The sequence below is a fragment of the Methylobacterium sp. J-048 genome (assembly GCF_022829515.1).
GTDB lineage: Bacteria > Pseudomonadota > Alphaproteobacteria > Rhizobiales > Beijerinckiaceae > Methylobacterium.
In genome coordinates this window covers 15,660-29,785 of record NZ_JAKSYL010000105.1, presented here as the reverse complement: position 1 = coordinate 29,785, position 14,126 = coordinate 15,660, and the positions used below count along the sequence as shown (strand labels likewise).

General features: G+C 70.4%; 11 protein-coding genes. 6 read left to right on the top strand and 5 right to left on the bottom strand.

Going from position 1 to position 14,126, the window contains the following annotated elements; translation table 11 throughout:
- The first annotated feature begins 119 nt into the window (after window positions 1–119).
- The 6 genes from mutM (at window position 120) to gmk (ending at window position 5,594) form a co-directional block, all read left to right on the top strand.
- Window positions 120–1,010 (top strand): bifunctional DNA-formamidopyrimidine glycosylase/DNA-(apurinic or apyrimidinic site) lyase, encoded by an 891-nt coding sequence (gene mutM, locus MKL09_RS08045; RefSeq protein WP_244019389.1) that lies wholly within the window; start codon window positions 120–122, stop codon window positions 1,008–1,010.
- Between the two features lie 182 nt (window positions 1,011–1,192).
- On the top strand, window positions 1,193–2,626 hold the full coding sequence (gene mltG, locus MKL09_RS08040) for an endolytic transglycosylase MltG (RefSeq protein ID WP_244019387.1): 1,434 nt from the start codon (window positions 1,193–1,195) through the stop codon (window positions 2,624–2,626).
- Between the two features lie 339 nt (window positions 2,627–2,965).
- Complete coding sequence (locus tag MKL09_RS08035; protein ID WP_244019386.1) at window positions 2,966–3,151, top strand: hypothetical protein; 186 nt, start codon at window positions 2,966–2,968, stop codon at window positions 3,149–3,151.
- A gap of 3 nt (window positions 3,152–3,154) precedes the next feature.
- Entirely contained in the window at window positions 3,155–3,718 is a 564-nt protein-coding gene (locus tag MKL09_RS08030; protein WP_244019385.1) for a type II toxin-antitoxin system VapC family toxin, read from the top strand.
- Between the two features lie 279 nt (window positions 3,719–3,997).
- A complete protein-coding gene (locus tag MKL09_RS08025; protein ID WP_244019384.1) occupies window positions 3,998–4,876 on the top strand; it encodes a YicC/YloC family endoribonuclease in 879 nt (292 codons plus the stop codon).
- 43 nt (window positions 4,877–4,919) lie between these two features.
- Window positions 4,920–5,594, top strand: a complete 675-nt coding sequence (gmk, locus tag MKL09_RS08020; RefSeq protein ID WP_244019383.1) for a guanylate kinase — start codon at window positions 4,920–4,922, stop codon at window positions 5,592–5,594.
- Window positions 5,595–5,701: 107 nt separating this feature from the next.
- Here the strand turns inward: gmk and MKL09_RS08015 are convergent, their stop codons facing one another.
- The 5 genes from MKL09_RS08015 to MKL09_RS07995 form a co-directional block, all read right to left on the bottom strand.
- Window positions 5,702–8,317, bottom strand: coding sequence for a histidine kinase dimerization/phosphoacceptor domain -containing protein (locus MKL09_RS08015; protein ID WP_244019382.1), 2,616 nt, complete (start codon window positions 8,315–8,317; stop codon window positions 5,702–5,704).
- Window positions 8,318–8,677: 360 nt separating this feature from the next.
- The gene (truB, locus tag MKL09_RS08010; protein ID WP_244019381.1) at window positions 8,678–9,706 is read right to left on the bottom strand and encodes a tRNA pseudouridine(55) synthase TruB; all 1,029 of its coding nucleotides are present in this window, start codon (window positions 9,704–9,706) and stop codon (window positions 8,678–8,680) included.
- Between the two features lie 54 nt (window positions 9,707–9,760).
- A complete protein-coding gene (gene rbfA / locus MKL09_RS08005; protein ID WP_244019380.1) occupies window positions 9,761–10,195 on the bottom strand; it encodes a 30S ribosome-binding factor RbfA in 435 nt (144 codons plus the stop codon).
- A gap of 136 nt (window positions 10,196–10,331) precedes the next feature.
- The gene (gene infB / locus MKL09_RS08000) at window positions 10,332–13,289 is read right to left on the bottom strand and encodes a translation initiation factor IF-2 (protein WP_244019379.1); all 2,958 of its coding nucleotides are present in this window, start codon (window positions 13,287–13,289) and stop codon (window positions 10,332–10,334) included.
- Between the two features lie 79 nt (window positions 13,290–13,368).
- Window positions 13,369–14,103: an RNA-binding protein gene (locus tag MKL09_RS07995; RefSeq protein ID WP_244019378.1), complete on the bottom strand. Its 735-nt coding sequence runs from the start codon at window positions 14,101–14,103 to the stop codon at window positions 13,369–13,371.
- Window positions 14,104–14,126: the final 23 nt, after the last annotated feature.

Sequence of the window (14,126 nt, the reverse complement as noted above, 5' to 3'; positions counted from 1 at the left end):
TTCGCGGGCTCTTCGCGGAGAGGGGCGGCAAACCGCGCCGGACCCGCACTGTTGCGGTTCTCCGCGAAGCTGTCGATATCCGCCCCTCGCGTATGGTCCCACGAAAAGTCCCGAAAAAAATGCCGGAGCTTCCCGAAGTCGAGACGGTGCGGCGCGGCCTGGTGCCCGCGATGGTCGGCGCCCGGTTCAGCCGCGTCACCCTGCGCCGGCCGAACCTGCGCTTCCCGTTCCCCGAACGATTCACGGCGCGGCTGGAGGGGCGGACCGTGACCGATCTCGCCCGCCGGGCGAAGTACCTCACCGCCGGGCTCGATTCGGGCGAGACGCTGATCATGCACCTCGGCATGAGCGGCCGGTTCGACGTGGCCTTGCCCGACGGCAGCAATCTCTCGCCCGGCGATTTCTATCTGGAAGGCGCGCAGGGCACGCCCAAGCACGACCACGTCGTGATGGCGATGAGCACCGGCGCCACGATCACCTACAACGATGCCCGCCGCTTCGGCTTCATGGACCTCGTTCCGAGTGAGACCCTGGCGGCCTGCCGCCACTTCGCCAACATGGGGGTCGAGCCCCTCGACGGGCTGAGCGGGGCGGTGATCGCCGGCTTGTTCCGGCACAAGATCGCGCCGCTCAAGGCCGCGCTCCTCGACCAGCGCCTGATCGCGGGCCTGGGCAACATCTACGTCTGCGAGGCCCTGCACCGGGCGCGCCTTCACCCGGAGACCCCGGCCGGCCTCCTGGTCAAGCCCGACGGGCGGCCGACGCCCAAGGCCAACGCCCTGGCCAAGGCGATCGTGCAGGTGCTGCAGGAGGCCGTGAAGGCCGGCGGCTCGACGCTGCGCGACTACGCCCACACCGACGGCAGCGCCGGGGCGTTCCAGCACGCCTTCCGGGTCTACGACCGGGTCGGCGAGCCCTGCCGCCATCCCGGCTGCGGCGGCGCGATCACCCGGATCGTGCAGGCCAACCGCTCGACCTTCTTCTGCGCGACCTGCCAGCCGCCGGTCTGATCGGCGCGCTCTCGCAGCGCAGAACGGCATTTTCGCCACAAACCCGGCTAGGGTCGCGGATCGCGATGCGCTCACCCGGCCTGCGGCGCGCGACCGGGTGAGCGCCAGGTCTTCGATGGTGCCGGATTTTCTGAGCCGAGCCGATGCCAGCGGCATCGGAACATGCTCTCGACAGGATCTCGATGTTCTTCCGCCGCTCCAAGACGCCCGCGCCCGAGAGGATCTCACAGGATTCGATCGCGCAGGATCCGACGGACGGCCCCGCCCTGCCGCAGCGGCTGTCGCCGCGCTCGCCGGGCGAGGCGATCAAGCCGACCGCCGCGCCGCCCCCGCCGGAGAAGCCGGTGCGCGAGCGCAGCGGTCTCGTCGGCATCATCAGCGGCGCCCTCACCTTCGCGGTGGTGATCGCCATCGCGGCCATGATCGGCATCACCCTGTTCCAGCGCCAGGTCCGCGAGCCGGGGCCGCTCGCCGCCGACAAGGTCGTGGTGATCCCGTCCCATAGCGGCACCGGCGAGATCGCCGAGGCGCTGAAGCGCGAGGGCGTGATCGACCATACCGGCCTGTTCGAGTTCGCCGCTCGCTTCGGCGGCCGTCCGGCGCTCCGGGCCGGCGAGTACATGTTCAAGGCGCATGCGAGCATCTCGGACGCCCTCGACACGGTCACCACCGGCCGGCAGGTGCAGCACGCGATCACCTTCCCGGAGGGCCTGACCTCGGAGCAGATCGTCACCCGGCTCAACGACAACGACATCCTCTCCGGGGAGATCAACGAGATCCCGCCCGAGGGCTCGCTCCTGCCCGACACCTACAAGTTCGAGCGCGGCGCCACCCGCCAGCAGATCGTCAACCTGATGCGGGCCAAGCAGCGCGAGGTGCTGAACCAGATCTGGCTCCGGCGCAGCGCCGAGGTGCCGGTGCGGACCCCGGCCGAGATGGTCACCCTGGCCTCGATCGTCGAGAAGGAAACCGGCCGCGCCGACGAGCGGCCGCGGGTCGCCGGCGTGTTCATCAACCGGCTCAACAAGCGGATGAAGCTGCAATCCGACCCGACCATCGTGTACGGGCTGGTGGGCGGCCGCGGCACCCTCGGGCGCGGTATCCTGCGCGCCGAGATCGACCGGCCGACCCCGTACAACACCTACGCGATCGAGGGCCTCCCCCCGGGGCCGATCGCCAATCCCGGCAAGGCCGCCCTGGAGGCGGTGGCCAACCCGTCCCGCACCAAGGACCTGTACTTCGTCGCCGACGGCAGCGGCGGCCACGCCTTCGCCGATTCGTTGGAAGGCCACCAGCGCAACGTCGCCCGCTGGCGCGCGGTCGAGAAGAGCCGCCAGGCGCCGCCGGCGGATTCGGTCGACAAGGTCGAGCCGGGCCCCGACCCGAGCGTCCCGGGCCGCGCCTCGGCCTTCGCGCCGGGCGGCGCCCCGGGCGGCAACGCGCCGAACACCAACGCGGCCTTCGCCCTCGAGTCCGGCACGCCGGGCACCCGCGCCTTCGACGCTTCCGAGGGCACGCGGCTCGATCCGCTGAAGAACCGCAGCTACGATCTCGGCTCGCCCAAGACCGTCCCGGCGCTGGCCGACCCGACGCCGGCCCCGCGCGGGCGGCGATAGGGGGGAGCTTACGAACGTCGTCGCTTGCTCGGCGGCAGCGTGTTGACTCACGCACTGCGTTGTTCGGTGAAGGCCAAGGGTTTACGTTAGCAGAATCAGAAGTCTGTTGATTGGCGCGGCGAGGCGATGGCCAGGATCACGACGGATCCCCCTACCGGGAAGGCTGGTCGGACGACCGGGCGGGCTTCCCAAAAGGCCAGGTCAGACAGCCTTCCCGCGACGCGGCGTCAGACACATAATATCCTTGCCGCTCCGATGTCAGGCGAAGATGCGGCTCTCGCCCAGATGGTCGATAGCTTACGCGCGCATCTTCCGAAGGCGGGTCTCGATCAGGGCGAGATGCAGCAGATCGGCGCCCGCTTGCCGGCGAGCCTGGTTCGGCAAGCGAAGAGGCGGACAGGTCTCAGCTCCAACACGGACCTGCTGACTGTCGCGCTCGCCAACCTAGCCCTTGAGGACGCCTTCGCGGATGCGTTCGAGGCGGCGCACGGCCAACTGGACCCCGAGCTCGATATCGGTTTCTGAGGCGTGTTCCCGATCTCGCGCTCGACGGAGAAGCTCAGCCTTCGTCGTGACCTGAAAGGAATTCGTCCGCGCGCTCGGCGCGATCTTCCTTTCATCGGAGTGACGGCACCGCCGGGCGGGCCGCTGATGCTCGATACCGGCGTCTACATTCACGGCCTCAAAGGGCAGACGCCAGCCGCCCTGCGGTCGCTCTTGAGAACGCGTACGGTCCATCACAGCGTCATCGCCATGCAGGAGATCCTGCACGCGATCGGCGTTCTCGATCCCGCGCATCCCGAAACCGCGAAGAACGTCGCTGTGATCCGAGCGCTGCTCGATCGTATTCCGCTGCACCGCCTCTACACGCCGGACCGAGACGTCTTGATCGACGCGGCGATCGTCGCCGGCATCCTCTGCCGTCTGCGCGGCTACGCGCGCGATCAACGCACGAAGGCTCTCCACGACTGCACGCTCTTATTGCACGCCGCCAGAACGGGCTGCACGCTTCTCACGGCCAATGTCTCGGACTTCGATCTGCTCCAGCAACTGAAGCCTGACAGCCGCGTGGTCTTTTATGAAGTCGTCTGAGATGGTCCCGGCTCTCGCCGACCCGACGCCGGCCCCGCGCGGGCGGCGATAGGCGGTGAAGGGAAAGATTAGATAGAGCGATCTCCCCTCCACGTCCTCATCTTGCGGTGGCAGATGGGATGTCCGCCGCGTTGCCCGCTGCCGGGCGTCACAGCTGGTGATCGAACCCGGGGCACCCAACCTTGGGACCCGTCCCCACCCTCTCCCGCCTCCGCCACCTCTTCCCCCCGAACAGATCCGTGCTACAGGCCCCGATCTTCTTGAGGACGGGGGGTCGGCATGGCCCAGATCGCGAGCATGACCGGGTTCGCCCGGGCGGCGGGCACCAGCGGGGCGGTGCAATGGGCCTGGGAGGTCCGGAGCGTCAACGGGCGCGGCCTCGACGTGCGCATCCGCGTCCCGGCCGGCTATGACGGGCTCGGCGAGACCGCGCGCAGCGCCCTGCAGAAGACCCTGTCCCGGGGCCAATGCCAGCTCACCCTGACCCTGACCAAGCCGGAGACGACCGCCCGGGTTCGGATCAACGAGGGTCTGCTCGCGAGCCTCGCCCAGGCGGTCGCCCGGGTGCCGGTGCCCGAGGGCGTCGCCCCGGCCACGATGGACGGGCTGCTCGGCGTGCGCGGGGTGATCGAGATCGAGGACGAGGCGGCGGCCGAGACCGATTCGCTCGCCCGGGATCTCGCCGAGGGCGTGGTCCGGGTGGTCGCCGACCTGGTCGAGGCCCGCCGGTCCGAGGGGCGCCAGCTCGCCGAGATCGTCACCGCGCAGGTCGACCGGATCACCGAACTGACCCGGGCCGCCAACGACAACCCGGCGCGCAGGCCCGAGGCGGTGCGCGCCCGGCTGGCGGCCTCGATCGCGGCGTTGAGCGACACGAACCTCGACCCGGACCGCCTGCACCAGGAGGCGATGCTGCTGGCCGGCAAGGCGGACGTGCGCGAGGAGCTGGACCGGCTGCACGCCCATGTCGCCAGCGCCCGGGAGCTGCTCGCCGTCGGCGGCGCGATCGGCCGGCGCCTCGATTTCCTGGCCCAGGAATTCGGCCGCGAAGCCAACACCCTGTGCGCCAAGGCCAACGACATCAGCCTGTCGCGGATCGGGCTCGACCTCAAGGCCGTGGTCGAGCAGCTCCGCGAGCAGGTCCAGAACATCGAATGATCTTTTGGGACCGGACCATGCACCACAGGACGGAGCCGCGCGGATGACCGAGCCGGCCAAGAGCGTCGCCAGCGTCTCCGAAACCATCGCGCGGCGTGGATTGATCCTGATCCTGTCCTCGCCTTCGGGGGCGGGCAAGACCACGCTGACCCGGGCGATCGCACAGGATCCCGCCTGGGCGCTCGACGTGTCGATCTCCGTCACCACGCGGTCGCGCCGCCCCTCGGAGATCGACGGGCGGCACTACCATTTCATCGACCGGGAGGCGTTCGAGGACCTGCGCAGCCGCGACGACCTGCTCGAATGGGCCGAGGTCCACGGCAATTACTACGGCACGCCCCGCCGGCCGGTGGAGAAGGTCCTGGGCTCGGGCCGGGACATGATCTTCGACATCGACTACCAGGGCACACGCCAGGTGCGCGCGAAGCTCGCCCAGGACGTGGTGACGGTGTTCATCCTGCCGCCCAGCCTGGCCGAGCTGCGCCAGCGCCTGGAACGCCGGGCCGAGGATTCGGCCGAGACAATCGAGAAGCGGCTGGCCAACGCCCGGACCGAGATCCAGCGCTGGAGCGAGTACGATTACGTGATCGTCAACGAGGATCTGCAGGACGCCTTCAAGGCGCTCCAGGGCATCCTCTCGGCCGAGCGGCTGAAGCGTTCGCGCCGCACGGGCCTGGCGCAGTTCGTCGACGGGCTGCTGGCGAAGGCTGACGCCTGAGCTTCCAACCCGTCATTGCGAGCGCAGCGAAGCAACCTAGGGACACGCTACGATCTGAGAGCGCGCTGCACTGGGTTGCTTCGCTGCGCTCGCAATGACGGTAGCGATCACGCGGTGATCGTGAAGCACGCGCCCGGGTTGTTCGCCACGTCGAGCCGGGCGTTGATCTGGTCGAGCATCGCCCGGATCAGCTTCATGCCGAGGCCCGAGCCCTTGCCGCGCGCCTTGGCATCGGCCCAGTCGTCGGGCAGGCCGGCGCCGTCGTCGCAGACACGGAGCTGGACCTCGCCGGGGCCGGAGGCCGAGACGCTGACCTCGACACGGCCGCCGCCGGTCGGGTTGGCGGCGTATTTGAAGGCGTTGGTGACCAGTTCCGTGGCGATCAGCGAGAGCGCCACCGCCTTGCGGTAGGGCACCATCAGCCCCGGCTCGGCCGAGAGGTCGACGGCGTGGCCGTTGCCGGCCAGGCCCGCGAGGTCGTTGCACAGGTTCTCGATGGTCTGGCCGAGATCGACCTCGTCGAAGCGCTCGGCCTGGTACAGGCTGTCGTGCACGCGCGCGACGCTCATGACCCGGGCCGAGGTGTCGGCAAACGCCTGCCGGGCCTCGGCGTCGGTGATCTGTCGCCGCTGCATCTGCAGGAAGGCCGAGACGATCTGCAGGGAGTTCTTGACCCGGTGGTCGATCTCCCGGGTCAATAGGTCCTTCTGCTCGAGCAGGCGCTCCTTCTCCACGAGCAGGCCGGTCAGCTCGTCGATCTTGCGACGCTGGCGCAGCACCACGCCCTCGACCGCCTCGGCCAGCGAGCCGGCGAGCTGGATCTGCCATTCGGCCCAGGCGCTGGCGAAGCCGGTGCGCTCCTCGACCCAGCGCTCGAACGAACGGCGCGGCAGCAGCGCTACCGGGCCGCTGCCGGCCAGCACGGGTTTGCGCGGGTCGCCCCCCCAGGTCACCGTGCTGGGCACCTCGGGCCGGAACCAGACCAGCAGGTTCTCGCGGGACTCGTCCACGAAGGCCGCGAGCAGGCCGCTGGCGATCTCCCGGTACGGGACCGCCTCCGGATAGGCGGCGGTGAAGTTGCTGGTGCTGTACTGGGTCTCGCCCGCTTGCAGCCGCTCCCGCAGCCAGCCCGCGATCCGCGCGACCTCGTCGGCGGGCGGTACCTGGCCGATCAGCGTGACGCGATCCCCCGAGACGATGCCGGCGCCGGTGGCGCTGAACAGGTCGAGCAGGGTGACAGTGCCGCCGGTCAGGGCGGCCACGAAATCGTCGGACCGGGTCAGGCCGCGCACGAGCCGGCCCTCGACGGCGAGATGGGCCTGCCGCTCGGTCCAGAGCCGGTGCGATTCGATCTCCTGCACCCGCATGGCGAAGGCGTCGGTGAGCACGGTGGCGGCCGAACGGGTCTCGGGCGTGACGTAGTGCGGCCGGCGGTGATGGCCGATCATCAGGCCCCAGAGCCGGCCCTCGACCATGATCGAGATCGACATCGAGCCGTTCACGCCGAGGTTGCGCTGGTACTCCAGGTGGATCGGCGACAGGGTGCGGTGCTGGGCGAAGGTTAGGTCGATCGGGCCGTTGCCGGCGCCGGGCGCGGCGACCAGCCCGACCGGCACGCTGTCGCGATCGATCACGAACCGGTTCTTCGCCCGGGTGTAGAGCGCGCGGGCCTGGGCGGGGATGTCGGAGGCCGGGAAGCGCAGGCCGAGCAGGCTGCGCGACCAGTTCGGCACCTTGTCCTCGGCCACCGCCTCGCCGTTCCAGTCCGCGTCGAACCGGTAAACCAGCACGGCCTCGAAGCCGGTGAGCGCGCGGATCTCCAGGGCGGCGATCCGGGCAGCCTCGACCAGGGTCCCGGCCTCGCGCAGGCGCCCGACGGCGAGCTCGGTGTCGACCTGGCTGGCGGTGGGGAAGTCGTCGGCGGATTCGGGCTCGAGTTCCAGCTCGACGATCACCCGCCCGGCATGAGCATGGGCGACCGCGTAATAGGGGGCGCCGTGATCGGTCAGGGTGAGCCGGCGGCGGGCGGAATGGCCGTCGACCAGGGTTCCGGCCGACAGCCGGTCCCGGACGAGCGCGACGAAGTCCCGGGGCAGCACCTCGTCCAGGGGACGGCCGGCCAGAGGCGGATCCGAGGCGTCGACGATCTCGCCGACATTGGCCGAGTAGGCCAGCACCTCCAGGGTTTCGGCATCGGCCGCGATCATGACGGCGTTGGGCTGGATCGAGCCCGGGATGTGGATCGGCTCGCGCTCGCAATGGCTGGCATCCACCGGCTCGGCCCGGGCGCGCCGGCCGATCGCGGCCATCACCGCCTCGCGGGACAGGCCGGCGCCGAGGCTCTCGATCGGGTCGATGGTCAGCCAGGTGACCGGGCCGGTCTCGGCAGCGGTGCCGTGGCGCATGTGGACCCGCGCCCGCAGGGGCTGGGGCAACCGGCCGAACACGTAATCGAAGCTCTCGTCCAGCGCCCCCCGGCGGCTGCCCGCGAGGAAGCGGCCGCGGAAGCTCGGCACGTTGGTGCCCGGCATCACCTCACGGAAATAGTTGCGGCCGAGCACCGACTCGCGCGACAGGCCCGAGAGCGCGCTGGCGCCCTCGCTGAACACCACGACGGTGCCGTCCGCATCGAGGCCGATCACGCCCTTGTCGAGGCGATCCAGCGCATCGGACGCGAGCACGTCGAGATCGAGGCCGCTTTCCGGGACCTGGTTCGGCGGCATCAGAAAAGAACCCCGCTCATCCAGTCTGATATGACTGGCGGCGTGGCGAAGTGCAATGCTTGCGCTTGCAGCAAGATCAGGGAGGGATCACGATGTCGCTGGGCGCAGATTAAATCTGACAAATCTTATGTGTGATTTCAGACAGTGCCGTCGAAAACCCTGTTTCAACTGCAAGATGGTACAAAGCTGACACTGCGCAGCCCGCGCCGTCTTGCCGACGCCGCTCGCGTCGCTCGATAGATGCACGATGCAGGGGCGAGCGCCACTCAAGCTTCAGCCCCTGCGTGTGGGCGGTGATCCCCTCGCCCCCGCGCGCAGGGAGAGGAGACCCGCTTCACGATGCGATCAGCGCAGCGCGGCTCAGGCGCTGCGGCCCGGAGCGGTGCCGCCGAGATGGAACACCCGGTGCGGCACCAGCTCGCCGCGCTCGACATCGCCGACCGCGACCAGGATGCCGCCGCAGGTGGCGAAGGCCTTGCCCTCCACCGGTGCGTCCCGGCCACGCAGGATCACCGGCTGGCCGCGCATCAGGCGCAGGCCCAGGTCGCGGGAGACCGTCACCTCGGGGATCGCGTCGAGCGCCGTCTCCACCGGCCGCAGATGCGCGAGCGCAGCCTCCGGGCCGCCCTCGGTCAGGCCGTCGGCGGCACAGGATTCCGCCTCGGAGAACGGGCCGACCCGGGTGCGGCGCAGGGCCGAGACGTGGCCGTAGCAGCCGAGCATCCGGCCGAGGTCGCGGGCGAGCGCGCGGACATAGGTGCCCTTGCCGCATTCGGCCTCGATCACGGTGCGCTCGCCATCATGCTCGACCACCGAGAGGCGGTCGATCTGCACCGGCCGGGCCACCAGCTCCACGATCTCGCCCTCGCGGGCCAGGTCGTAGGCGCGCTCGCCCTGGATCTTGATGGCGGAATAGCGCGGCGGCACCTGCTCGATCGCGCCCACGAAGGCCGGCAAAGCCGCCTCGACGGCCGCGCGCTCCGGACGGGCGTCGCTGGTCGCGACGGCGCGACCCTCGGCATCGTCGGTGTCGGTCTCGACACCCCATTGCACGGTGAACCGGTAGGCCTTGCGGCCGTCCATCACGAACGGAACGGTCTTGGTCGCCTCACCCAGCGCGATCGGCAGGATGCCCGAGGCCAGCGGGTCGAGAGTGCCGGCATGGCCGGCCTTCTTGGCGTTGAAGGCGCGCTTCACCACCGCGACGGCGTGGGTCGAGGTCATGCCGACGGGCTTGTCGAGGATGACCCAGCCCGAGACGTCCCGGCGCTTGGGCCGGTCGGGACGCGGTCCGCGTTGCGGGCGGCGCTCCTCCGGGCCCCGGCGCTCGGCGCCGGGACCGGATGCCGTGCGCTCGGCCGGCGGATGATCGTCGATGGAAACCGTCATGTCCTCGTATCCCCCGGGGTCGTTGCCCCGTGCCTGTCCGTTCGGTGACGGGGATCAATGCCCCGGCCCGGTCTCCGGTTCGCCATCCTCGTCGTCCCGTCCGGCGACGAGGTCGCGCTTCACCCGCTCGTCCCGGAGCAGCTTGTCGATGCGCGCCGCCTCGTCGAAGGTCTCGTCGCGCAGGAAGCGCAGTTCGGGCGCGAACTTCAAATTCACGCGGCGGGCCACCTCCTGGCGCAGCACCTTGCGGTGGCGCTCCAGGGCGGCGATCACCGGCGCCTCGTCCATGCCCCCCAGGGGCATCACGTACGCGGTGGCGAGCTTCAGGTCCGGCGACATCCGCACCTCCGGCACCGTCACGACATGCGTGTTGAGCACCGGATCCTGGATGTCGCCACGCTGGAGCACCTCCGCCAGGGCGTGACGGACGAGTTCGGCAACGCGCTGCTGACGCTGCGAGGGGCCGGTGGATGTGGGTTTCTGGGCCATTCTGTCTCGGGCCGGCAGCGCAAGGCGGCCGGTTCACGTCCAAGCGGAGAGAGGTGCAGGAAAGAAGCGATGCACCCAAAAGAAAAGACGGCCGCGGCTGAGGCCGCGACCGCCCTGTCCGGACGAGTCCGGGATCTCAGAGGGTGCGACGGATCTCTTCGACCCGGTAGCACTCGATGACATCGCCTGCGCGCATGTTCTCGAAGTTCTCGAAGGCCATGCCGCACTCCTGGCCGGAGGTGACTTCCTTCGCGTCGTCCTTGAACCGCTTGAGGGTCTTGAGCTTGCCCTCGTGGATCACGACGCTGTCGCGGATCAGGCGGACATGGGCACCGCGCTCCACGATACCGTCCTGCACGCGGCAACCCGCGACCTTGCCGACCTTGGAGACCTCGAAGACCTCCTGGATCGTGGCCTCGCCGAGTCGCTCCTCGCGGAGCGTCGGCGGCAGCATCCCCGACAGCGTGGCTTTGATGTCGTCCACGAGGTCGTAGATGATGTTGTAGTAGCGGATATCGATCCCGGCCCGCTCGGCGGCCTCGCGGGCCTCCTTGAGGGCGCGCACGTTGAAGCCGATCACGACCGCCTTCGACGCCTGCGCCAGGGTGATGTCCGACTCGGTGATGCCGCCGACGCCCGACAGGAGGATGCGGGCCGCGACCTCGCCGTTGCCGAGCTTCTCCAGGGCGCCCGAGATTGCCTCGACCGAACCCTGCACGTCGCCCTTGATGACGACCGGCAACTCCTTGCGGCCGGCGCCTTCCTTGAGGTCGCGCATCATGTCGACCAGCGAGCGGTTGGCACCGCCGGTGCGGGCATTCTGCCGCTCGCGCTTCTGGCGGGCACGATACTCGGTGACCTCGCGGGCCCGGGCCTCGCTCGGCACCACGGTCACGCGATCACCGGCATCGGGGGTGCCGTTGAAGCCGAGCACCTCCACGGGCACCGAGGGGCCGGCGTACTGCACGTTCTCACCGAGATCGTCGACCAGGGCGCGCACGCGGCCCCACTCGGCGCCGGCCACGACGATGTCCCCGGTGAACAGCGTGCCGCGCTGGACCAGCACGGTCGCCACCGGACCGCGGCCGCGGTCGAGCTGGGCCTCGATGACCGTGCCCTCGCCGTCGCGCTTCTCGTTGGCGCGCAGGTTCATGATCTCGGCCTGGATCTGGATACCCTCCAGCAGTTCCGGCAGACCGTCGCCGGTCTTGGCCGAAACCTCGAATTCCAGGGTCTCGCCGCCCATCGACTCGACTTGGATGTCGTGCTGCAGCAGCTCCGTGCGGACCCGCTGCGGGTTCGCGTCCGGCTTGTCGATCTTGTTGACCGCGATGATCATCGGGACGCCCGCCGCCTTGGCGTGCTGGATCGCCTCGATGGTCTGGGGCATCACGCCGTCATCGGCCGCCACCACGACCACCACGATGTCGGTGACCTTGGCGCCGCGGGCGCGCATCGACGTGAACGCCGCGTGGCCCGGAGTGTCGATGAAGGTGATCATCTCGCCGGACGGCGACGCGACCTGGTAGGCGCCGATATGCTGGGTGATGCCGCCGGCCTCGCCCTCGACCACGTTCGCCTTGCGGATCGCATCGAGCAGCGAGGTCTTGCCGTGATCGACGTGACCCATGATCGTGACCACCGGCGGACGGGGATCGAGATCCTCCTCCAGATCCGGCTCGTCGGACGACAGGCCCTCTTCCACGTCGGACTCGGCGACGCGGCGGACCGTGTGGCCGAGTTCCTCGGCGATGAGCTGAGCGGTGTCCGAGTCGATCACGTCGGTGATCTTGTGGATCTCGCCCTGCTTCATCAGCAGGCGGATCACGTCCACGGCCCGCTCCGACATGCGGTTGGCGAGTTCCTGGATGGTGATCGTCTCGGGGATCGTCACCTCGCGGGACAGCTTCTCTTTCTGCTCGACCTGGCCGCGGCCGCTCATGCGCTGCTGGCGGCGGCGGAACGAGGCGACCGAGCGGGTGCGCTCATCCTCGCCGGACGTCGCCGTGGCGATGGTCAGGCGGCCGCGGTTGCGGTCACCGCCCGGGGACTTCGGCGTCTTGGGCGGCGCGATGATCTTGAGCGGCATGCCGGGACGGCGGATCACCCGCTTGGTCTCGGACTCGTCCTCGTTCGTCTGAGCACCGCGGCCGGCGGGACGCGCCGCGGCGGTCGCGCCGGCGGGACGCGCAGCCGTGGTCGGCGTCGCGCTCTTCTCCGGCTCGGGCGCCGGGGCGGGCCGGGCCATGAAGTTGAGGTCGCGGGGCTTGCGCGAATCCGCCGTGATGGTCTTGCGCGGCTCGCCGGTGGCGGGACGGGCGGTCAGCGGCGGGCGGGCCGCAGGCGCGCCGGCCGGGGCCGCAGCAGCCGGACGTGCAGGCGTGGCCGCAGCCGGGCGGGCACCCTCGGGCTGGCGGGCCGAAACGGCGGTCGGACGCGCCGGCATCGGCCGCGTCGTCGAAGCCGGGCGGGCGGGCGCAGCGACCGGGGCAGCCGGCGCAGCAGCCACGGGGGCGGACGGCGCAGCCGGAGCCTCGGCTGCCGGAGCCTGGGCGGCGGCAGCAGCCGCTTGCGCAGCGGCGGCCTTGGCGGCCTCCTCGGCGGCGCGGGCGGCCTCGGCGGCGGCGGCCTTGCGGGCCTCCTCCTCGCGACGGCGCTCCTCGGCGGCCTCGCGCTCGCGGCGGGCCTGATCCTCGGCCTCCTTGCGGCGTGCCTGCTCTTCGGCCTCAGCCTTCTGACGGGCCTCGGCCTCGCGGCGCTTCGCGTCGGCGAGGGCGGCGACGCGGGCCGCGCTCTCCTGCTCGCTCAGCGTGCGCAGCACGACACCCGACGCCGAGCGCTGGGCCGGGCGCGGCGGTGGCGTTGTGGTGGCGGCAGGGGCCGGGCGCGGGGCGGGCGCAGGCTCACGGGCAGGGGCGGCCGGCGCCGCGCCGATGACGCCACGGCGCTTGACCGTCTCGACCACGACCTGCTTGGAGCGGCCATGGGAGAAGCTCTGCCGTACGGTACCCGCCTCGATCGGCCGCTTGAGGGAGAGCGGCTTCGGAGAAGTCCTGTTCAGAGTCTTGTCGCCCGGGTTGTTCGTGTCGCTCATTCAGCCTGAACCCTGAGGGTTTCCATCGTCCCGTGAACCGACGCCCGGTGGCGCCAGCCAAATTCGTCCTGGTGCGTCGTCAACGTGAGGCTTCGTCGATCCCGCCGATTCGGGCTGGACCGGGCTCCTCGGTCGCCGCGGCGGCGCCCTCGAAGGAGCGTAGCCGACGCCAACGCGACAGGCAGCCGGCAGCTCCGGCTCCTGCGACGAGCGCAGCGTGTATCACATGATCCCGACCTAAGGCCATGTCCAATTCATCTTCGGACAGGTCGTCGATGATCGGTATCCTTGACATGGCTTCGCCGTGCCGCCGGTACAAGGCCGAAGCGATCTTGCGGCGGCCGTCGGGACTGGCTTCGGCGGCATGAATCAATGCCACCGCGCCGGGCTGTCCGCCGATCGCCGCCTCGACCTTCGAGAACCCTGCGACCACGCATCCCGCCTTGTTGGCCATCGCGATTGCCTGCCGCAGATCCTCGCGCAGGCCGACCACGATCCGGTCGGGCAGGTCGGCACCGGCCTGGGCCGGTCCCTTGAACGCCCGCGGGAACAGGTTTTTCCGGACTGCCGTCGCGACCGCGTCCCGCCTCGCGCTGATCCAGGCGCCGCGCCCGGGGAGCTTCGCGCGCAGGTCCGGGACGACGGCGCCGTCCGGGCCGCGCACGAACCGGATCATCGCCTCCGGCGGCTGGACGACGCGCGTGACGATGCAGGTGCGCTGCGGCACGCGCCGGCCGGGGCCGCTATCGAGCCCCCCGGGATCGAGTCCCGGATCCTGCCCCTGGTCGGGCGGGGTCGTGTCGACCTCGGCCATCCGCGTGTCCGCCGCAGCCTCCG